At 70.3% G+C, this 19,641-nt stretch carries 18 protein-coding genes; 8 read left to right on the top strand and 10 right to left on the bottom strand.

Translation table 11 applies throughout. From position 1 onward, the window contains the following. Window positions 1-329: 329 nt before the first annotated feature. Window positions 330-1,592, top strand: a complete 1,263-nt coding sequence (locus GWI24_RS02280; protein WP_210944200.1) for an SLC13 family permease — start codon at window positions 330-332, stop codon at window positions 1,590-1,592. 101 nt (window positions 1,593-1,693) lie between these two features. On the opposite strand, the gene GWI24_RS02275 is transcribed toward GWI24_RS02280, so the two are convergent. After that, window positions 1,694-2,098 (bottom strand): cold shock domain-containing protein, encoded by a 405-nt coding sequence (locus GWI24_RS02275; RefSeq protein ID WP_210944196.1) that lies wholly within the window; start codon window positions 2,096-2,098, stop codon window positions 1,694-1,696. Between the two features lie 103 nt (window positions 2,099-2,201). Continuing rightward, window positions 2,202-2,672: a DUF192 domain-containing protein gene (locus tag GWI24_RS02270; protein WP_210944195.1), complete on the bottom strand. Its 471-nt coding sequence runs from the start codon at window positions 2,670-2,672 to the stop codon at window positions 2,202-2,204. Window positions 2,673-2,756: 84 nt separating this feature from the next. Between GWI24_RS02270 and GWI24_RS02265 the strand changes: the two genes are divergently transcribed. The 5 genes from GWI24_RS02265 (at window position 2,757) to GWI24_RS02245 (ending at window position 9,112) form a co-directional block, all read left to right on the top strand. Continuing rightward, window positions 2,757-3,503: an A24 family peptidase gene (locus GWI24_RS02265; RefSeq protein WP_210944194.1), complete on the top strand. Its 747-nt coding sequence runs from the start codon at window positions 2,757-2,759 to the stop codon at window positions 3,501-3,503. 295 nt (window positions 3,504-3,798) lie between these two features. Continuing rightward, on the top strand, window positions 3,799-4,560 hold the full coding sequence (locus tag GWI24_RS02260) for an isoprenyl transferase (RefSeq protein WP_210944193.1): 762 nt from the start codon (window positions 3,799-3,801) through the stop codon (window positions 4,558-4,560). A 395-nt stretch (window positions 4,561-4,955) separates the two neighbouring features. After that, window positions 4,956-6,293, top strand: coding sequence for a PhoH family protein (locus GWI24_RS02255; RefSeq protein WP_210944192.1), 1,338 nt, complete (start codon window positions 4,956-4,958; stop codon window positions 6,291-6,293). 410 nt (window positions 6,294-6,703) lie between these two features. Beyond that, window positions 6,704-7,438 (top strand): transglycosylase SLT domain-containing protein, encoded by a 735-nt coding sequence (locus tag GWI24_RS02250; RefSeq protein ID WP_210944191.1) that lies wholly within the window; start codon window positions 6,704-6,706, stop codon window positions 7,436-7,438. A gap of 144 nt (window positions 7,439-7,582) precedes the next feature. Then, window positions 7,583-9,112, top strand: a complete 1,530-nt coding sequence (locus tag GWI24_RS02245; protein WP_210944190.1) for an AI-2E family transporter — start codon at window positions 7,583-7,585, stop codon at window positions 9,110-9,112. 96 nt (window positions 9,113-9,208) lie between these two features. Here GWI24_RS02245 and GWI24_RS02240 read toward each other — a convergent pair whose 3' ends face one another. Together GWI24_RS02240 and GWI24_RS02235 are read right to left on the bottom strand one after the other, a co-directional pair. Further along, window positions 9,209-9,748: an alkyl hydroperoxide reductase gene (locus GWI24_RS02240; RefSeq protein WP_210944189.1), complete on the bottom strand. Its 540-nt coding sequence runs from the start codon at window positions 9,746-9,748 to the stop codon at window positions 9,209-9,211. A gap of 11 nt (window positions 9,749-9,759) precedes the next feature. Further along, the gene (locus tag GWI24_RS02235) at window positions 9,760-10,314 is read right to left on the bottom strand and encodes a peroxiredoxin (RefSeq protein ID WP_210944188.1); all 555 of its coding nucleotides are present in this window, start codon (window positions 10,312-10,314) and stop codon (window positions 9,760-9,762) included. Window positions 10,315-10,452: 138 nt separating this feature from the next. Here GWI24_RS02235 and GWI24_RS02230 point away from each other — a divergent pair, with 138 nt between their 5' ends. Continuing rightward, window positions 10,453-11,412 (top strand): hydrogen peroxide-inducible genes activator, encoded by a 960-nt coding sequence (locus tag GWI24_RS02230; RefSeq protein ID WP_210944187.1) that lies wholly within the window; start codon window positions 10,453-10,455, stop codon window positions 11,410-11,412. Window positions 11,413-11,415: 3 nt separating this feature from the next. On the opposite strand, the gene GWI24_RS02225 is transcribed toward GWI24_RS02230, so the two are convergent. The 6 genes from GWI24_RS02225 to GWI24_RS02200 form a co-directional block, all read right to left on the bottom strand. After that, a complete protein-coding gene (locus GWI24_RS02225) occupies window positions 11,416-12,015 on the bottom strand; it encodes a Uma2 family endonuclease (RefSeq protein WP_210944186.1) in 600 nt (199 codons plus the stop codon). 165 nt (window positions 12,016-12,180) lie between these two features. Then, window positions 12,181-14,598: an ABC transporter permease gene (locus GWI24_RS02220; protein ID WP_210944185.1), complete on the bottom strand. Its 2,418-nt coding sequence runs from the start codon at window positions 14,596-14,598 to the stop codon at window positions 12,181-12,183. Further along, window positions 14,595-15,281 carry an ABC transporter ATP-binding protein gene (locus tag GWI24_RS02215; RefSeq protein ID WP_210944184.1) on the bottom strand — a complete coding sequence of 229 codons (687 nt, stop codon included), beginning with the start codon at window positions 15,279-15,281 and terminating at the stop codon, window positions 14,595-14,597. The genes GWI24_RS02220 and GWI24_RS02215 overlap by 4 nt, the downstream gene beginning before the upstream one ends. Continuing rightward, window positions 15,278-15,802 carry a PadR family transcriptional regulator gene (locus GWI24_RS02210; RefSeq protein ID WP_137979351.1) on the bottom strand — a complete coding sequence of 175 codons (525 nt, stop codon included), beginning with the start codon at window positions 15,800-15,802 and terminating at the stop codon, window positions 15,278-15,280. Before GWI24_RS02210 ends, GWI24_RS02215 begins: the two co-directional genes overlap by 4 nt. A gap of 87 nt (window positions 15,803-15,889) precedes the next feature. After that, on the bottom strand, window positions 15,890-16,138 hold the full coding sequence (locus GWI24_RS02205; RefSeq protein WP_247615753.1) for a hypothetical protein: 249 nt from the start codon (window positions 16,136-16,138) through the stop codon (window positions 15,890-15,892). 47 nt (window positions 16,139-16,185) lie between these two features. After that, on the bottom strand, window positions 16,186-17,142 hold the full coding sequence (locus GWI24_RS02200; protein ID WP_210944182.1) for an SPFH domain-containing protein: 957 nt from the start codon (window positions 17,140-17,142) through the stop codon (window positions 16,186-16,188). Window positions 17,143-17,358: 216 nt separating this feature from the next. Here GWI24_RS02200 and GWI24_RS02195 point away from each other — a divergent pair, with 216 nt between their 5' ends. Beyond that, window positions 17,359-19,599: a transglycosylase domain-containing protein gene (locus GWI24_RS02195; protein ID WP_210944181.1), complete on the top strand. Its 2,241-nt coding sequence runs from the start codon at window positions 17,359-17,361 to the stop codon at window positions 19,597-19,599. Window positions 19,600-19,641 lie beyond the last annotated feature (42 nt).

Genomic DNA, 19,641 nt, shown 5'->3' with positions numbered 1-19,641 from the left:
CGCCCCGGGCTCTGGACTGGGGGCTCCGCGCCAGCCCCCACCGGGGCTCCGCCCCAGGCTCTGGACCGGGGCCTGCCTCAGGCCCCGCAACCGGGGCTCCGCCCCAGGCTCCGGACTGGGGCCCCGCCCCAGGCCACGGGGTCCAGGGGCGAAGCCCCTGGTATCGGGAAGGGGCGGGTAGGGGAAAGCAGCGCGCCGCAGGCGTCACGATCCGTCGGGCACCTCCCAGGACCGGCTGACCCAGGTCGGCCCCGAACCGGCCGAGCGTGGCCGCGGTGTCCGATGCCGCATCATAGGTGTGTTGATCGCACCCTTCGCCGGAGTTCGTTCTGAGTACCGCCGTCGCCGAGACCCTTGCCGTCGCCCTGCTCCTCGGCGTACTGGCTTTCGCGGTGGTACGGCCCCGGGGTCTGCCGGAAGCGGTCGCGGCCGTGCCCGCCGCCGGGATCGTGGTGGCCATCGGGGCGGTCTCGCCCGCCCGGGCCTGGGCGGAGGCCCGGGAGCTGCTGCCCGTCGTGGGCTTTCTGGCCGCCGTGCTGCTGCTGGCCCGGATGTGCGCGGACGAGGGGCTCTTCGAGGCGGCGGGGCAGGCCGTGGCGCGGGCCTGCGCGGGGCGTACGGACCGGCTCCTGGGCGGGGTGTTCGCCGTCGCGGCCGCCGTCACCGCCGTGCTGAGCCTGGACGCCACCGTGGTGCTGCTCACGCCCGTGGTGTTCGCCACGGCGGCCCGGCTCGGGGCGCGGTCCCGGCCGCATGTGTACGCCTGCGCCCATCTGTCGAACTCGGCGTCCCTGCTCCTCCCGGTCTCCAACCTCACCAATCTGCTCGCCCTGGAGGCCGGCGGGGTCTCCTTCACCCGGTTCGCCGTGCTGATGGGGCCCGCCTGGCTGGTGACCATCGGCATCGAGTACCTGGTCTTCCGCCGCTTCTTCGCCGACGATCTGGCCGCCGGGACCAGCGAGCCCCCGCCCGCCGACTGGCCGCGGGTGCCGGTGTTCGCGGTGACCGTGCTGCTGCTGACCCTCGCCGGGTTCGTCGGCACCTCGCTGGCGGGCCTCGACCCCCAGTGGGCGGCCTGGTCGGGCGCCCTCGTGCTCACCGTAAGGGCGCTGCGGCGGCGCCGGGCGACCGTAAGGGAGGCGATCGGCGCGACCGGGCCGCTGTTCTGCCTGTTCGTGCTGGCGCTCGGGGTGGTGGTCCAGGCCGTGCTGGCGGGCGGCCTCCAGGAGGCGCTGGGCCAGGTGCTGCCCACCGGGGCGAGCCTGCCCGCGCTGCTGGGGATCGCGGCGGTCGCGGCGGTGCTGGCCAACCTGATCAACAATCTGCCCGCCGTGCTGGCGCTGCTGCCGATCGCCTCCGGTGGCGGCCCCGGCCCCGTGCTCGCCGTACTGATCGGCGTCAACCTGGGCCCCAACCTCACCTATGTCGGCTCCCTGGCCACCCTGCTGTGGCGGCGCATAGTCCACCGCCACGACCCGGAGACCGGCTCCGACCTGGGGGTGTTCACCCGCCTGGGGCTGCTGACCGCACCGGCGACCGTGGTGGCCGCTACGGCGGCGATGTGGGCGATGCTGAGGGTCACCGGAAGCTGAGGCTCAGCTGAGGCTCACCGAAAGCCAAGGGGCCGCCGCCGCGACGGTTCGTCGCGGCGGCGGCCCCTCACCCTGCTGTCAGGACCCGACAGGGCCCGACGTCAGGATTCGATCCAGTTGTGCGCCTGGGCGATCTCGATGACCCGCCTGCGCACCTGCTTGATCTGGTCGGCGGTCAGAGTGCCGCCCACCTCGACCAGCGCCTCGGTCAGCTCCTGCCGGAACTCGGTGACCGACAGCACATCGCACATGGTGTCGTCGCCGTCCGGACCGGCGGAGGGCCGTACGACCGGCGCGGCACGCTCGACGATGCGCACCTCGGAAGCCTTGGGTCCCTTGTCGCCGTACTCGGGAACGAACCGCACCTTGGACCCGGGCTGGAACAGGTGCTTCTCGTCCAGCAGGTCGTTGGCGTGCATGAAGACGTCCTCGCCCCCGTCGTCCGGAGCGATGAAGCCGTAGCCGCGGAACTCGTCGAAACGCAGAATCTTGCCCGTGGTCGTCACCGTGCTACCCCTACCCCTATACCTCTACCTCGATGATCTCGACCGCGATCGAGGGTGTCCGACCATGACCGATCGAGGGTGTCCCAACCATGACACCGAGACGTCAGCGTACAGAAGGAGGCGGCGGCGCTGAAGGGCCGGGGGCGATCACGACGCGCACCCCCCGCCGCACGCCCCAGCGCTCCAACGCGCCCGCCTCCGCCTCCAGCACATGGCGGGACCGCAGCCGGGGCCGCCCGAGCCGCCCGGGGGACAGGGTGTGGACGTCCAGGACGGTGAGGTGCCGGTCCAGATAGGCGACGTCGATGGCGAACCGCATCCGGAAGGTGTGCACCCCGCTCGCGGGGGTGAGCAGGAGCGCGCCGGTCAGCCCGTCCCGGCCGAGCAGCCCGCGGGCGCGGGCGCGGTAGGAGGCGGCGATGGTGAGCGGAATGCCCTCCGCGCGCCCCGCGCTGCCCGCCACGCCCCCCGGGTCCTCCTTCACGCCGTTCGAGCCGCCACCCGAGCCGCGGTCCGCGCCGCCCGAGCCGCCCACCACGCGCAGCGTCCCCGTACCGTCCCGCCAGCGGCTCATGACCCGCGCCCCCTTCGCCCGTTCCACGCCGTCCGCCCGTCCCGGCAGTGTTCCACCGGCCGGGCGCTTCCGTAGGCTCGGCCCGTGCAACCGCTGCTGATCGTGCTCGCCACCGCGTACGGCGCGGCCGCCGGGCTGCTCGTACCGCGCCCGCTCTACCGGCTGGCCGTCGAGCCGGAGGAGCCCTGGCGCGGCGCCTGTCCGCGCGGGCACGCGCTCACCGGCCCGGCGCGCGGCTGGCTGGGCCCCGCCCGCTGCGCCGGCTGCCGGGACGGCGAGCGGGACTACGGGACGGGCCCGGTGCTCGCCGCCGTGCTCACCGCGCTGGTGTGCGCGGGCCTGGCGGCGGCCGTCGGCGCGCGCCCTGAGCTGGCCGTGTGGCTGCTGCTGGTGCCGCTCGTGGTGCTGCTCACGGCCGTGGACCTGGCGGTCAACCGGCTGCCGGACGTCCTCACCCTGCCCATGGCGGGTGGCGCCGCGGCGCTGCTCGGCGCGGCGGCGCTGCTGCCGCACAGCGCCGGGTCCTGGACGCGCGCGCTGCTGGGCGGCGCGGTGCTGGGCGGGGCGTATCTGGTGCTGTTCCTGATCAGCCCGAGCGGGATGGGGTTCGGCGACGTCAAGCTCGCGCTGACCCTCGGGGTCGCCCTCGGCTGGTACGGCTGGGACGTGCTTCTCGTGGGCGCCCTCGCCGGGCTGCTGCTGGGCTCCTGCTGCGCGGTGGGACTGGTGCTGACCCGGCGGGCCGGGCGCCGGACCGCGATGGCGTTCGGCCCGTTCATGATCCTCGGGGCGGGTGCCGGACTGGTGCTGGGGGCGCTCGGCGCCGGATGACATCGGCGCGCGGAGGGCCGGCCGCGCCGAGATGCATGGACATTCCCTCACGAAGCGTTATGGTGGAAGCCCCCCCTCGGGCCGGTCCGTACTCCCCCCCACGGACCGGCCCGCTCTATTTCGGGCTTCTGGGCTCAAAGGGGCGGCACGTATCCCACACGGTCGGCTACGAAGCGTGACGGGATGCGGTCATTCGGCCGTCCCGGTTAGCCAGTCCCACCGCCCCGCAGTAGGGTGTCGGCCTTGGGGCGGACTGCCATGGCGAGCCATGTGAAGCACTGAGGGGCTGGAAGACGTGAAGTTGCGCGACCTGGTGTACGGGCTCTACGCACGCCGGGTGGAAGGCCGCCTCGATCACGCCCAGGTGCCCAAGCACATCGGAGTCATCCTCGACGGCAACCGCCGCTGGGCCCGCGCGGCCGGCGGCACCGCCGAGCAGGGCCACAAGGCGGGCGCCAGCAAGATCCAGGAGCTGCTCGGCTGGTGCAGCGAGACGGACGTCGAGGTCGTCACGCTCTGGCTGCTCTCCACCGACAACCTGGACCGCCCCGAGGGGGAGCTGGTACCGCTCCTGAGCATCATCGAGGACGCGGTCCGCGCCCTGGCCGCCGACGGCCGCTGGCGGGTGCACCACGTCGGCAACCGCGATCTGCTGCCCTCCCGCACCCAGACGGTCCTCAAGGAGGCCGAGCGGGACACCGAGCACATCGACGGAATACTGGTCAACGTGGCCGTCGGGTACGGCGGACGGCAGGAGATCGCCGACGCGGTGCGGTCGCTGCTGCTGGACCACGCCACCAAGGGCAGCTCCTTCGAGGAGCTCGCCGAGATCGTCGACATCGACCTCATCTCCGAACATCTGTACACCCGTGGGCAGCCCGATCCGGACCTGGTGATCCGCACCAGCGGCGAGCAGCGGCTCTCGGGCTTCATGCTGTGGCAGAGTGCCCATTCGGAGTACTACTTCTGTGAAGTTTTCTGGCCCGCCTTCCGCAAGGTCGACTTCCTCCGCGCGCTGCGCGACTACGCCGCCCGTCATCGCAGGTACGGCAACTAGTTCCCGTTAGTAGCACCGCAGTTCACCGCCCGGGGCCGGACGCCGGCAGGCGTCCGGCCCCGGGCCGTGTAGCACGCTGGTTTCACAACGTTCATATCCGCGCCGTCATATGCCGTTGCATGCCCCCGCACGTTCGAGGGAATATCCCTTCCAGGTCGACGCCCTGTCCCACCTGTCCAGTTGGGCGTCGAACTGCCAGCGGACGGCATCGGGCCGTTCGCCCGGGAGGCCCTTTGCACACGGACGACTGTGCGGATCGTGCGTATGACGCGGAGGGCCGGCGCTCGGCCCTCCCAGTGGGGCCTGAGCCCGGTCCGTTCCCCGTCTGCGGCGGGGATACCTCACTCCCGCGACGCCGTCGCACCCCGACCTCTCCCGAGGGGGTTCGTCCACCCGTGGTGACCAGCAAGAAACGCCGCGAGCACGACCGGCGCACCTATGTCCTCGACACCAGCGTCCTGCTGGCCGACCCCAATGCCATGGCCCGCTTCGACGAGCACGAAGTCGTGCTGCCGGTCGTGGTGGTCACGGAACTGGAGGCCAAGCGGCACCACCCGGAGCTCGGGTACTTCGCACGGCAGGCGCTGCGCCAGCTGGACGAGTACCGCGTCCATTACGGCCGCCTGGACGCTCCGATCCCGATCGGGGATCTGGGCGGCACTCTGCGCGTCGAGCTCAACCACTCCGACCCCGGCATCCTCCCCGCCGCCTTCCTGAACCACGGCGGCAAAGTGGGGGACAACGACTCGCGGATCCTCGCGGTCGCCAGAAACCTGCAGGCCGAGGGGTACGACGTCACCGTCGTGTCCAAGGACCTGCCGCTGCGCATCAAGGCATCCTCGGTGGGTCTGCTCGCCGAGGAGTACCGCGCGGAGCTGGCGATCACCGACTCGGGCTGGACCGGGATGGCGGAGCTCGCCGTCTCGGCCGAACAGGTGGACGACCTGTTCGCCGCCGAGACGGCGTACGTCCCCGAGGCGGCCGGGCTGCCCGTGCACACGGGCCTGGTGCTCCAGTCCGAGCGCGGTAACGCGCTGGGCCGGGTCACCCCGGACGGGCAGGTGCGGCTGGTGCGCGGCGACCGCGAGGCGTTCGGCATCCACGGGCGCAGCGCGGAGCAGCGCATCGCCCTGGACCTGCTGCTCGACCCGGAGGTCGGCATCATCTCGATGGGCGGCCGGGCCGGTACGGGCAAGTCGGCGCTGGCGCTGTGCGCCGGTCTCGAGGCCGTGCTGGAGCGGCGTCAGCACCGCAAGGTGATGATCTTCCGCCCGCTGTACGCGGTGGGTGGCCAGGAGTTGGGCTATCTGCCCGGCACCGAGGCCGAGAAGATGAGCCCTTGGGCGCAGGCGGTCTTCGACACCCTGTCCGCGGTGACCAGCGCCGAGGTGATCGAGGAGGTCGTGGGGCGCGGGATGCTGGAGGTGCTGCCGCTGACGCACATCCGCGGCCGCTCGCTCCATGACGCCTTCGTCATCGTCGACGAGGCCCAGTCGCTGGAGCGGAACGTGCTGCTGACCGTGCTGTCCCGGATCGGCGCCAACTCCCGGGTGGTGCTCACCCACGATGTGGCGCAGCGGGACAACCTCCGCGTCGGGCGGTACGACGGTGTGGTGGCGGTCGTCGAGAAGCTGAAGGGGCATCCGCTGTTCGCGCATGTCACCCTGACCCGCTCCGAGCGTTCGCCGATCGCGGCGCTGGTGACCGAAATGCTGGAGGACGGCCACATCTGAGCCGGTTGAGTCATTTGCGACCACAGGGCGCCGCGCGGAAAGGCCAACGAGCTTAGCCGCGCGGCGTCTTGGTGCGCGGGGATTTCCAGAAACCCTAGGGCGTAAACAGGATGTGAGCTTTCACACCTGGCGGGGAATTGCCTAGGGGGCTCCGCGTCCGGCAGTGTGTGGGTTCTGTCAGGCCCCGCATACGGCACACCAGTACCCCCAGCGGTACCGAGCAACAGCAGTATCAGAACTGAACAGCGTTCGCCGTATGCCGCCCGAGCACCTCGAGGATCTCCCGCAGGTGATCCCCACCGGGCCCGTGCCTCCCGTGACCAGCCGACCCCATCGCACCACCGGGGACGGAACAAGGGGAGGCCAGCGTCAGGGGCACGATTGCGCCCGCGAGGTCACCTAAGCGGGCGATGCTGGAAGGAAACCGAGTGAGCCGGATTTCGGTCCGGGGATTCGCAGTGGCTTCGGCCACCGCGGTCACCACTGTGGGCGCCGTCGTCGGCGTCGCCGCGGGCGGACAGCAGCAGCAGGGCTCGTCCGACCCGATCGAGGCGACCGCCGCCGATTCGACGCTCCTTGCGGACATACCTGCTGGGCAGCAGGCTGTCGCGCAGACCGCATCCCTGACGCAGCAGGCGGACGTCCAGTCCACCGCGGCCGACGCGGAGGCGCGCAAGTCCGCAGAGGAAGCAGCCCGCAAGCAGGCGGCCAAGGACGCGAAGGCCAAGAAGGCCGCCGCGGACAAGGCAGCCGCCGAGAAGCTGGCCAAGGAGCGCGAGGCCAAGAAGAAGCAGGAGATCGCGAGCCGTTCGGCCACGCGGGACGCCTCCAGCTTCCCCCAGCAGGCTTCGTACACCGTGGCCGAGGTCCAGGCGATGGCACGGCAGATCGTGCCGAGCGGTCAGTTCCAGTGCTTCAGCAACATCGTGGACCGCGAGTCCACCTGGAACTACAAGGCCTCCAACCCCTCGTCGGGTGCCTACGGTCTGGTGCAGGCGCTGCCGGCCGGCAAGATGGCCTCGGCGGGCGCCGACTGGCAGACCAACCCGGCCACCCAGATCAAGTGGGGCCTGAACTACATGAACGAGCGCTATGGCAGCCCGTGTGACGCTTGGTCGTTCTGGCAGGCCAACGGCCACTACTGAGCCGGTTCCACCGGGTCCCGCCCGGTAGCGGCCCAGCATCGAACGCTTCACGAGACCCCCGGCTCAGGTCGGGGGTTTCGCGCATCCTCAGCAGGTAACGTCTCCTTGACGGCCTAGGGGGAAACTGGGGGTAGGAAACGAGAAATGTCCAAATTGCCGCAGTGGGTCGGCAGGCTGGGAACCGGACTTACCCGGCTCGCCCACCGGCTCGAATCCCAACAGGCCGAGATGCGGGGGCGCGAGGGCGACGGTGACACCGGCCCGCGGACGCCACCGGGGCCCGGACCGAGGCCCGAACGGGGAGCTGAACCGAGGCCTGGACCGGGGCCTGAACCATCTGAAGAACGCCCGCGGGGCGCCGAGAGCGCCGAGGGCGCCGAGGGCAGGAAGAGCCCGGGAAGCCCCGAGAGCCCGGCGAGCCCCGAGACTCCCGAGGGCGCGGCGGGGGAGGGCGAGACCGCCCGGCCGGAGCAGCCGGCCAGTGTGCCCGCCCCGCCCGCCTACGCCCCCGCCGTCTCCGCCAGACCCGATCCGGTGGCCGCCGTGCCCTGGGGCGTCCGCGTGGCAGCCGAGGCGGCCTGGCGGCTGCTGGTGCTCGGCGGCACGGTGTGGGTGCTCATGCGCGTCATCAGCTCCGTCCAGCTGGTGGTGCTGTCCTTCACCGTCGCGATCCTCATCACCGCGCTGCTGGAGCCCACCGTGACCCGGCTGCGCCGGCGCGGTGTGCCGCGCGGGCTGGCCACCGCGCTCACCTTCATCGCCGGTTTCGTCGTCATGGGCCTGGTCGTGTGGTTCGTGGTCTGGCAGGTCATGGAGAACGTCGACGAGGTCTCGGGCGAGGTCCAGGCCGGTATCGACGATCTGCGGCGCTGGCTGCTGCACAGCCCGTTCCATGTGACCGAGAAGCAGATCAACCATGTGGCCAAGAGCCTGCGCGAGGCGGTCGGCGCCAACACCGAGCAGATCACCTCGGCGGGGCTGGAGGGCGTCACGGTCGTCGTCGAGGTGCTGACGGGCATCCTGCTGACGATGTTCTCCACACTCTTCCTGCTGTACGACGGCCCGAAGATCTGGAACTGGACCCTCAAGCTGGTCCCCGCCCAGGCCCGCGAGGGCGTGGCGGGCGCGGGCCCGCGCGCCTGGTCGACGCTGACCGCCTATGTGCGCGGCACGGTGATCGTGGCGCTGATCGACGCGATCTTCATCGGTGTGGGTCTGTTCTTCCTCGATGTGCCGATGGCCGTGCCACTGGCCGTCTTCATCTTCCTCTTCGCCTTCATCCCGCTGGTGGGCGCGGTGGTCTCCGGCGCGCTCGCGGTGGTCGTGGCGCTGGTCACCCAGGGTGTGTTCACGGGGGCGATGGTGCTGATCGTGGTGCTCGCCGTCCAGCAGCTCGAGGGCCATGTGCTCCAGCCGTTCATCCTCGGCCGGGCGGTACGGGTCCATCCGCTGGCCGTGGTGCTCTCGGTCGCGGCCGGTTCGCTCATCGGCGGCATCGGCGGCGCGGTGGTGGCCGTTCCGCTGGTGGCGGTCGCCAATACGGTCGTCGTCTATCTGCGCGGCTACAGCCAGGAGAACGCCCTGCGCGCCGTCCCGGGCCCGCACGGCGCCACCGCCTCCAGCGCGGCGCCCACCGCGCCGCCGGGGCTGCCGCCCGGGGAGGGCGGGGCCTGATAGGGCCGATGGACGAACGCAGAAGGGCGCCCCACCGATCGGTGGGGCGCCCTTCCGCGTTTCTACGTGACCGAACGTGACCGAAGGTGACCGAGGTCAGCCGTTCGCGGCCAGGACGCCCTCGGTGTCCAGGGTGGCGCCGACCGCCTGCAGCACCGAGGCGATCTTGAAGGCTTCCTGGATCGTCTCGCGGTCCACGCCCGCCTTGCGGAGCACCTGCTCATGCGAGTCGAGGCACATTCCGCAGCCGTTGATCGCGGACACGGCCAGCGACCACAGCTCGAAGTCGGCCTTCTCCACACCCGGGTTGCCGATGACGTTCATCCGCAGCCCCGCGCGCAGGTTGCCGTACTCCGGGTCGGACAGCAGATGCCGGGTCCGGTAGAAGACGTTGTTCATCGCCATGATGGCGGCCGCCGACTTGGCGGCGGTGTACGCCTCCGGCGAGAGGTTGGCCTTGGCCTCCGGCTCCAGCTCGGTCAGCACGCGCGCCGAACGCGAGGCGATCGCGCAGGCCAGCACGGTGCCCCACAGCTGCTGCTGCGGAAGCTCCGAGTTGCCGATCACCGAACCGAGGTTCAGCTTGAGGTCCTTGGCGTAGTCCGGCAGCGCGGACTTCAGCTCATCGAGTGCCATGGTGAATCAGCTCACTCTCCGGAGAGGAGGGCCACCGGGTCCAGGGTGTCCTCGCCCTTGCTCCAGTTGCAGGGGCAGAGCTCGTCGGTCTGCAGGGCGTCCAGCACCCGCAGGACCTCCTTGGGGTTACGGCCCACGGAACCGGCCGTCACCATGGTGAACTGGATCTCGTTGTTCTGGTCCACGATGAACACGGCGCGCTGCGCGAAGCCGTCCTCGCCCTCGACGCCGCAGTCGCGCATCAGCTCGTGCTTGGAGTCGGCCAGCATCGGGAAGGGCAGGTCACGCAGGTCGGCGTGGTCCTTGCGCCAGGCGTGGTGGACAAACTCGGAGTCGCCGGAGACACCGAGGATCTGCGCGTCACGGTCGGCGAACTCGTCGTTCAGCTTGCCGAAGGCGGCGATCTCGGTCGGGCACACGAAGGTGAAGTCCTTGGGCCAGAAGAACACCACGCGCCACTTGCCCTCGTAGGTCTTGTGGTGGATCTGCTCGAACTCCTTGCCGCTCTCCAGCGACACGCAGGCGGTCAGGTCGTACTCGGGGAACTTGTCACCGACAGTGAGCACGCGCACTCCTTGCAGCTTTTGCATAGGAAAGACCCAGTCATCCGGGTTTTCCTGGGGTTGGACGGTCCCACCTTGGCACAGAGTGCATTGATCAGTGAAATAGCTACACTCGGTGGGGTTGATTGGAGGTGGCTATCAGTGGCCGCATCACCCACACCGCAGGGCAAACCGCGCCAACCGAGCATTTCCCAGCTCAGGGCCTTCGTCGCGGTCGCGGAGCAACTGCACTTCCGCGATGCCGCGGCCGCCATCGGGATGAGCCAGCCCGCGCTCTCGGGCGCCGTCGCCGCGCTCGAGGAGGCACTCGGTGTCCAGTTGCTCGAGCGTACGACGCGCAAGGTGCTGCTCAGTCCGGCGGGGGAGCGGCTGGCGGTCCGTGCACGCACCGTGCTCGAAGCGGTCGGGGAGCTGCTGGAGGAGGCCGAGGCGGCGCGGGCGCCCTTCACCGGTGTGCTGCGGCTCGGGGTGATCCCGACCGTGGCGCCGTATCTGCTGCCGACCGTGCTGCGGCTGGTGCATCAGCGCTACCCCCGGCTCGATCTCCAGGTGCACGAGGAGCAGACCGCCTCGCTGCTGGAGGGGCTGGCCCACGGGCGCCTGGATCTGCTGCTGCTCGCGGTGCCGCTCGGCGCGCCCGGGGTGGTCGAAATGCCGCTGTTCGACGAGGACTTCGTGCTGGTCACACCGCGGGACCACTGGCTGGGCGGACGCGATGACATCCCCCGCGAGGCGCTCAAGGAGCTGGATCTGCTGCTGCTCGACGAGGGCCACTGTCTGCGCGACCAGGCGCTGGACATCTGCCGTGAGGCGGGCCGCACCGAGGGCACCCCGGTGACCACCAGCGCCGCCGGGCTCTCCACTCTGGTGCAGCTGGTCGCGGGCGGGCTCGGGGTGACGCTGCTGCCGCGTACCGCCCTCCGGGTGGAGACCGCGCGCAACGACCATCTGGCCACGGGCGACTTCGCCGATCCGGCGCCCGCCCGCCGGATAGCCCTGGCCATGCGGGCGGGCGCGGCGCGCACCGAGGAGTTCGAGGCGTTCGCGGAGGCCCTGCGGGAGGCGCTGCGACCGCTGCCGGTGCGTATTGCCAAGGGGTGAGTGTCAGGGGCGCCCGGCTGCCAGGACCGCTTCCACGTCCAGGGTGACCTCGGCGCCGATCGACTCCGGGAGGGTGATGTGCTCACCCGGGGCGTAGACGCGATGGTGGTTGTATTCGTTGGCGATCGGATCCGTCAGGACGTGGATGCGCTGCTTCGTGCGGTTGACGATCACGTAGACGGGGATCTTGGCGATCGCGTAGGCGGTGACTTTCGTCTTCAGGTCGTTGCCGAGGTTGCTCGAGGTGACCTCCAGGACCAGACGGAAGATCGTGGGGTCGTAGCAATTGTGCTCGATGTAGTGGTCCCGGTAGTCGGCGTCGACCACGGCAAGGTCCGGTACGGCGTAGTCGAAGGGGCTGTCGGGAAGCCACACGCCCGAACCTTGGACCACTCGCGTCAGCTTGCCGTGGGCGGGCGCGAAGGCAAACGTGAGGTCGGTCAGCGAATCCCCGTGAGGCATGTCGGGCGGTGGCGTCACGGTGATTTCTGCCCCGATGATCTCGACGCGGTAGCCGGGGAGCATGGCGGAGAGCTGCTCGGCTTCTTCGAGCAGATTCCGCTCGGGACCGTCACAGGGGTACTCGACCGCTGCGGCAGACATGGCGCCTCCTCCTGGCTGGTATCGAGGACATCATCGTAGGCCGGAAGCCGAGGAAGAGGTCCTTTGCCGGGATTCACCCAGACGGGTGGCATAACCGCTGGGAACAGGGGCAAGGGGCCGTTCCCGCAGATGGGAACGACCCCCGATGGCAGTCAGCAGAGGGAGCTACTCCGTCCGCAGACCCTCCGGCCGCATCATCCGCCACAGCGGCGGCAGACTGACCAGGGTCACCAGCAGGATGACCCCGCCGCCGATGCCGGTCATGGTGCCGAGCCCGGTCCAGTCCACGGCCAGCGGCTGGCCGACCATCTTCAGCAGCATCACACCGAGCGCCAGCCCGCCCGCGATCGACAGCGCCAGGCCCAGTACCACCGGGACCGCGGTCTGCCACAGCACGGACCAGCTGAGCGTGGTGCGCCGGGTGCCGAAGGCGACCAGGACGGACAGCAGCCGCTTGCGCTCGCGGAGCTGCTCGAGGGTGGTCACGATCATGCTGGCCCCGATGAGCAGCAGGGTCGCGGTGGCGCCGATGAACAGGGCCTTGCGGATGGCCTGGAACTCATCCGACTGCGAGGTGCTGCTGAGCTGCATGACATCCATCGCCGGGGAGAGCGCCACGCTGGCGTTGCGCACATACTCGATCCCGTCCGGGACCTTCGGGTCCAGCCGGATCATGGCCGACGCCTGGGGGTCCGGCAGGTTGGCGATGTCGAAGGCGCCGGGGGTGGCGAAGATGCCGGTGCGTTCGCTTCCGATCGGGTCCTGCCGGGGCTTCACCTTGGTGGCCGAGTCGGGGATCGTCCACAGCTTCTTCTTGCGCAGGTCCGGGTCACCATTGTCGCGGTAGGCGAGGTTGACCTGGGCGCCCGGTTTGGCGAAGCTCTCCCCTTCCCCGTAGTAGCTGGGCGAATCGGCGAGGAAGACATCGCCGTTCTTACAGCTGGTGATGCGGGCCACCTCGCGGAGCGTGGGGCAGTCGGCGACGGTGATGGCCTCTTCCGGGTACGTGGACGGGTCGTCCTTGCTGTGGTGCACATCGGAGACGTAGTCCTCGGTGACACCGAGCAGATCGCGCACGCCCTTGGTCGCGCGGTACCGCGCGAAGGCGTCACGGGCCTGGTCGCCGTTGCTCACCGGAACGTTCGCCATCAGCTGGGCGCGATGCGGGTCCTGGCCGGTGTCCTTGGTGTTCTGGGCCTGCACGCTGGCGAAGAGCATCTGGAGCGCGAGGGCCCCGGCGACGGCGACCGTGATGCCGCTGACCGCGCGCGAGGCGGCGCCGCTGCTGAGCTGGAGCCTGCGGGTGGCGAGTTGCCAGGGCACCGAGCCCCTGCCGCCGAACCGTTCCACCACGGCCTCGACGACCCAGGGCAGCAGCGCGGTGATGCCGATGAGCAGCAGGACGGCACCGGCCGCGGCCTGGTACGCCTTCCGGTCGCCGCCTCCGCCGCTGCCGGCCCCGAAGCCGCCCGCGAGCGGCAGCAGCAGGGCCATGCCCAGCAGCGGCAGCAGCAGCCGCCACCACAGACGCCGGCGCTTGGGCTTGGCGTTCCGGACCACGCCCAGCGGCTCGATGGCGATACCGCGCAGGGCGATCAGCGTGACCATGACGGCCGAGGCGGGCACGGCCGCCGCGATCACCAGGGCGAGCGGGGCGCTCGGCACGATGTCCGACGCGAAGAAGCTGATGCCCCAGACGTCGACGCCGCTGACCAGCTCCCGCACCAGCAGGAACATCCCGGTGCCGACCACGAGCCCGAGGAGCGAGCCGAAGAGCGACTCACCGGCGGCGATCCGCCGGGTCATATGGATGTCCGCGCCGACCAGCCGCAGCGCGGCCAGCCGCCGGTCGCGCCGCTCACCGCCGAAGCGGGCCGCGGTGGCGATGAAGATGAGCACCGGCAGCAGCAGCACCACACAGCCCACGATGATCAGCAGCAGCAGCGCGGGGTCCAGGAGCTCGCCCTTGCCCTTCTTCTCCTTGCCCCAGTGGTCGATGTGATAGCCGGAGTTGACGTGGCCGAACGCCTTCTGGGAGATCCCCGCGTAGTAGGTGAGTTCGGTCGGGCCGGCCAGGCCGCTGTCGCCGATCACCCCGATGGTGCGGTACGGGAACCGGTCCCGGAGCAGCTTCCCCTCGTCGGAGTCGAGCAGCTTCTTCAGCGCCGGGGACACCCACATCTCACCGGCGGCCGGTATCCGGTCGACGCCGGGTGGCAGGGGCGGTGTGCCCTTGCCGTCGGGGGCCATGACCCTGCCGCCGATGTCCCGGTCGCGATAGGTGGTGCCCGTATCGCTGAGCCGGAGCGTATCGGGGCCGGGCTTCACCTCGGAGCCCCCGAAGCTTAGCGTGGAGCGGGCGTCGCCCCGATCATTGCGCTCCTGGTACATGTTGGGGATGGAGGAGGCCAGCAGCAACAGCGCCACCCCCAGGCCGACGCCCACCGCCGTCATGATCGTCCTGGCCCAGCTCTCCCGGCCGCCGGTGACCGCGAACCGGCCGCCCATGGCCAGATCGGCGGCCCAGCGGGCGACGGAGACACGGGAGCGGGGCTCCTCCGCCGGGGCGTCCTGGCCGCTCATCGGGCCCCTGCCATGTCCCGGGCCTTGCCGTCACGGACGACGACCTCGCGGTCGGAGTAGGCGGCGACCCGGGTCTCATGGGTGACCAGCACCACGGCGGTACGGGACTCCCGGGCCGCCTCGGTCAGCAGCTCCATCACCCGCTCCCCGTTGAGCGAGTCCAGCGCACCGGTCGGCTCGTCGGCGAACAGCACCCGTGGCCCGGTGACCAGCGACCGGGCGACGGCGACCCGCTGCCCCTGACCGCCGGAGACCTCACCGGGCCGCTTGTGCGCGACATCCGCGACCTCGAGCCGCTCCATCCAGGTCGCCGCCCGGGCCTCGGCATCCTTGCGCTTGGTGCCGTTCAGCCGCAGCGGCAGCGCGACGTTCTCCACACAGCTCAGCTCGGGGACGAGCTGGCCGAACTGGAAGACGAAGCCGAACTCGCCGCGGCGCAGCCCGCTGCGCTCGGCGTCCGACAGGGCGGTCAGCTCGCGCCCGTTGTAGTGGACGGAGCCGGAGTCCGGCTTCACGATCCCGGCCAGGCAGTGGAGCAGCGTCGACTTGCCCGAGCCGGAGGGGCCCATGACGGCGACGACCTCGCCGGGGTGGATGGAGAAGTCCGCGCCGTCCAGGGCGGGGGTGTGACCGTACGTCTTGTGCAGGGACGTGGCGATCAGCAAGGAGCCTGCCGGGGTCATGAACGCACCGCCTTGGCGAGTTGGCCGAGGCGGGCGGCGGTGAGCTCCAGCCAGCGCAGATCGGCCTCGAGATGGAAGAGGGCGTGGTCGCAGATGAGTTGGTCGCTGAGGTCGCCGCCGCGCTTGCGCTGGGTCAGATCGCGCATCAGCCGCAGATGTTCGGCGCGCTGGACGTCGAGGAGATCGGCCGCGTCCCGCCCGGTGAGCAGGGCGATGACGACCTTGGTGTAGAGGACCGACTGGAGGTACGGCTCGGGCTTCTCGGGCTGGGTGAGCCAGTGCTCCACATCGGTGATGCCCGCGTCGGTGATGGCGTAGCGCTTGCGCTCCGGGCCACCCCCGTGCTCGATGCCGTCGACCTCCACCAGGCCGTTCTTCAGGAGCCGGGACATGGTCGAGTAGACCTGCCCGTAGTGCAGCGGGCGGTCGTGTCCAAATCTTTCGTCGAAGGCTCGCTTGAGGTCATAGCCGTGGCGCGGGCCGCCCTCGAGGAGTCCGAGCAGGGTGTGGCCAATTGACATGCCCAGCACTCTACACCATGCGTATACCTGGAGTGTATAGCTGCGCTGGGACGTGCGTCATCGCAGGTCAGAGAGGTGCGACGAGGATCAGGGCCGACGTGGCTCGCGGCCGGTGCCCTCCGGGCCCTCGGTGGGGCCCTCGCCCTCGGTGCTCTCGGCGGGCCGCCGCGGCGGGCGGCCCCGGCGTGGGATCGGGCGCGCCGCGCCGGGCAGCCGGCCCGCGTCCGCGAGCGCCTTGCGCAGCAGGAACTCGATCTGCGCGTTGGCGCTGCGCAGTTCGTCGTTGGCCCAGCGCGCGAGGGCGTCATGGACGGCCGGGTCGAGCCGCAGCAGCATCTGCTTGCGCTGCCGCGGCTGCCGTGCCTTGCGCCCGCTCTCGTCCGTCACTGGTACAGCGTGCCCGTGTTCAGAACGGGCTGCGGGGAGCGGTCCCCGCAGAGCACCACCATCAGATTGCTGACCATCGCGGCCTTGCGCTCCTCGTCCAGCGCCACGATCTCCTCCTCGGTGATCCGGGCCAGTGCCGCCTCGACCATGCCGACCGCGCCGTCCACGATCTGCCGGCGCGCGGCCACCACCGCGCCCGCCTGCTGGCGCTGGAGCATCGCGGAGGCGATCTCCGGGGCGTAGGCGAGGTGGGTGAAGCGCGATTCGATGATGCGGACCCCGGCCGCCTCGACCCGGGCGTGCAGTTCGATGGCGAGCTTCTCGGTGATCTCCTCGGCGTTGCCGCGCAGCGAGAGGGCGTCCTCCTCGTGGGCGTCGTACGGGTACTCGATGGCGATGTGCCGCACCGCGGCCTCGGTCTGGGTGGCGACGAACTCCAGGAAGTCGTCCACCTCGAACATCGCCTGGGCGGTGTCCTCGACCTTCCAGACGACGACCGCGGCGAGCTCGATCGGGTTGCCGTAGGCGTCGTTGACCTTGAGCACCGCGGTCTCGTGGTTGCGCACCCGGGTGGAGATCTTCTCCCGGCTGGTGAGCGGGTTCACCCAGCGCAGCCCGTCGGTGCGGATGGTGCCGCGGTAGCGGCCGAAGAGCTGGACCACCCGGGCCTCGCCGGGCGCGATGGTGTTGAGGCCGCACAAGGTGAGGAGCGCGGCGAGGATCACCACGATGCCGGAGACGATCAGCAGCGTGGACCCGGCGCCCTTGTGCTCGGAGGCGACGGCGGCCCCCGCGAAGATCAGGCCGACGCCGCCCGCGAGTCCGGCCAGGCCCCCGAGCAGGGCCAGCCCGCCGCTGACGTTGTGCGCGGGCCGCTCCCGGACCTGCGGTTCCGGGAGGGACGGTATGTCGGCCTGGTCGGTGATGGAGTCGGTTGAGGTGGCGTCGGACATGGAGGGCTCCCCGTTCCGTTCGGTGGTGCGTCTAGCAAAGTGATAGCACATTATGAGTCGGTGGCAACCCTTGGCGCCCGTAAGCCGTCAGTTCCCTTGGAGTGGGTGCTTTTTGTCACCTTCGGAAAAAGCTAGATCGATGGGCATTTGAGGGTTGTTGCGGTGTTAGTTTCATGAGCTGGCCTGGGGGGCTTACGGACTGGAGCGGCGGGAGCGATGGGTAGAGCGGAAGAGCGACGCGCGCGGCAGAAGAGCGCTCGCAGAGCCAAGCGGGCGGCGAAGTCGGGGGGCATACGCCGCTTCTTCACCTGGAAGTGGGTGCTGGGGTACGTCCTCGGGCTCGGTGCGCTGCTCGTCGGGGCGTTCTTCGTCCTCTATCTGCTGGTGGAGGTTCCTCCGGCCAACGCCGCGGCCAAGGCGGAGGCCAACATCTACAAGTACAGCGACGGCTCGATCATGGCGAAGACGGGCGACGTCAACCGTGAGTCCGTACCGCTGTCCAAGATCCCCAAGGAGGTGCAGCACACCTTCGTCGCCGCCGAGAACAAGGACTTCTACGGCGACTCCGGCGTCTCGTTCACCGGCACCGCCCGCGGCCTGATCAATACCGCTCTGGGCCGGGGCAAGCAGGGTGGCTCGACCATCACCCAGCAGTACGTCAAGAACTACTACCTGAGCCAGGAACAGACCGTCAGCCGCAAGCTGAAGGAGCTGGTGATCTCGCTCAAGGTCGACCAGCAGAAGTCCAAGGACTACATCCTCGCGGGCTACATCAACACCAGCTACTACGGCCGCGGCGCCTACGGCATCCAGGCCGCGGCCCGCGCGTACTACGACAAGGACGTCGAGGACCTCAGCGTCGGGCAGGGCGCGTATCTCGCGTCGGTGCTCCAGGCGCCCAGCCAGTACGACTGGTCGGCGGCGGGCCCCAACGGCAAGCGGCTGGTCAAGGCCCGATGGAACTACGTCCTCGACAACATGGTCGAGAAGGACTGGCTGGCCAAGAGCGAGCGCGAGGGCATGAAGTTCCCCGTGCCCATCGAGCCCCGCCCCATCCCGGGTCTCGACGGCCAGGCGGGCTATTTCATCGACGCCGCGAAGAAGGAACTGTTCAAGGCCGGGGTGAACGAGAACGAGTTCGAGGCCGGTGGCTGGACGGTCACCCTCAACATCGACAAGAAGAAGCAGAAGGCGCTGGAGAAGGCGGTCCGCACCGAGCTGACCGACAAGCTGGACCCGAAGAAGCGCAAGGTCGACAAGGACGCGCAGGTCGGCGCCGTCTCGGTGGACCCCAAGGACGGCGGCATCGTGGCGATGTACGGCGGCGCGGGCTACACGGAGCACTGGACCAACAACGCCACCCGCTCGGACTACCAGCCCGCCTCCACCTTCAAGCCGCTGATCCTTGCCTCGGCGTTGGAGAACGGCTCGACCACCCAGGACGGCACGCCGATCACATCCAGCACCCTCTACGACGGCACCAGCAGACGGCCGGTCAAGGGCTCGCTCACCGGCTTCGCCCCGCCGAACGAGGACAACAAGTCCTACGGGCCCATCTCCGTCCAGAAGGCCATGAACAACTCCGTCAACTCCGTCTTCGCGCAGATGGCGGTGGACGTGGGCCTGGACAAGGTGAAGAACACCGCCATCGACCTCGGTATGAAGAAGGACGCGGGCGGCTTCGACGTACGCCCCGCGATGTCGCTGGGCGTGATGGGCGCCAGCCCCAAGGACATGGCCGGGGTCTACGCGACCCTCGACAACCACGGCAAGAAAGTCACCCCGGCGATCGTGAAGTCCGCCGAAAAGGGCGATGAGCGGCCCCAGTTGCCCGATCCCACCAACGGCCAGGCGATCAGCCGTGGCGCCGCCGACTCCGTCACCTCCGTCCTCACCGGGGTGGTCGACGACGGCACCGGCCAGGCCGTGCGGCAGCAGGGCCAGGCGGTCGCGGGCAAGACCGGCACCTCCGACGACAACAAGTCGGCCTGGTTCTCCGGCTACACCCCCGACCTGGTCACCTCGGTCGGAATGTTCGGCGAGTTGAAGGGCGTCGGCAAGCAGGTCTCGCTCAAGGGCACCGCGGGCGGCGGCCGCGTCAACGGCGGTGACTTCCCGGCCAGGATCTGGGCCGCGTACACCGAGGCCGCGCTGAGCGGGGAGAAGGCATCGAAGTTCGACCTGGACACCGACATGGGGGCGGCGGTCAAGCCGCCTCCGTCGCCGAGTACGAGCGCCACCTCGGAGTCGCCCTCGTCCAGCCCGTCGGCGAGCGAGTCCGCAAGCGAGTCGCCCTCGTCGTCCCCGTCGTCCAGCCCGTCGTCCAGCGCCTCGTCCAGCGCCTCGTCGTCGGCATCGCCCTCGGGCGACGCCGACTCCCCGAGCCCGCCCGACCCGTCGAGCTCGGCCTCGGGCGACGCCGACGGCGGCGCCATCCTCCGCCGACAACAGCAGTGACGGCCCGGTGCGGGCGTGCCACTCGGCACGCCCGCCCCGTAC

It is taken from the genome of Streptomyces sp. MK37H, assembly GCF_018035285.1.
Taxonomy (GTDB): domain Bacteria; phylum Actinomycetota; class Actinomycetes; order Streptomycetales; family Streptomycetaceae; genus Streptomyces; species Streptomyces endocoffeicus.
This window is presented reverse-complemented; position numbering and strand designations above follow the sequence as displayed.

Bases quoted from the DNA above. Each gene is read 5' to 3' on its own strand.
- GWI24_RS02270 (WP_210944195.1), bottom strand. From the start codon at position 2,672: ATGAGCCGCTGGCGGGACGGTACGGGGACGCTGCGCGTGGTGGGCGGC.
- GWI24_RS02250 (WP_210944191.1), top strand. From the start codon at position 6,704: ATGCTGGAAGGAAACCGAGTGAGCCGGATTTCGGTCCGGGGATTCGCA.
- GWI24_RS02245 (WP_210944190.1), top strand. From the start codon at position 7,583: ATGTCCAAATTGCCGCAGTGGGTCGGCAGGCTGGGAACCGGACTTACC.
- GWI24_RS02240 (WP_210944189.1), bottom strand. From the start codon at position 9,748: ATGGCACTCGATGAGCTGAAGTCCGCGCTGCCGGACTACGCCAAGGAC.
- GWI24_RS02225 (WP_210944186.1), bottom strand. From the start codon at position 12,015: ATGTCTGCCGCAGCGGTCGAGTACCCCTGTGACGGTCCCGAGCGGAAT.
- GWI24_RS02220 (WP_210944185.1), bottom strand. From the start codon at position 14,598: ATGAGCGGCCAGGACGCCCCGGCGGAGGAGCCCCGCTCCCGTGTCTCC.
- GWI24_RS02215 (WP_210944184.1), bottom strand. From the start codon at position 15,281: ATGACCCCGGCAGGCTCCTTGCTGATCGCCACGTCCCTGCACAAGACG.
- GWI24_RS02210 (WP_137979351.1), bottom strand. From the start codon at position 15,802: ATGTCAATTGGCCACACCCTGCTCGGACTCCTCGAGGGCGGCCCGCGC.
- GWI24_RS02205 (WP_247615753.1), bottom strand. From the start codon at position 16,138: ATGCTGCTGCGGCTCGACCCGGCCGTCCATGACGCCCTCGCGCGCTGG.
- GWI24_RS02200 (WP_210944182.1), bottom strand. From the start codon at position 17,142: ATGTCCGACGCCACCTCAACCGACTCCATCACCGACCAGGCCGACATA.
- GWI24_RS02195 (WP_210944181.1), top strand. From the start codon at position 17,359: ATGGGTAGAGCGGAAGAGCGACGCGCGCGGCAGAAGAGCGCTCGCAGA.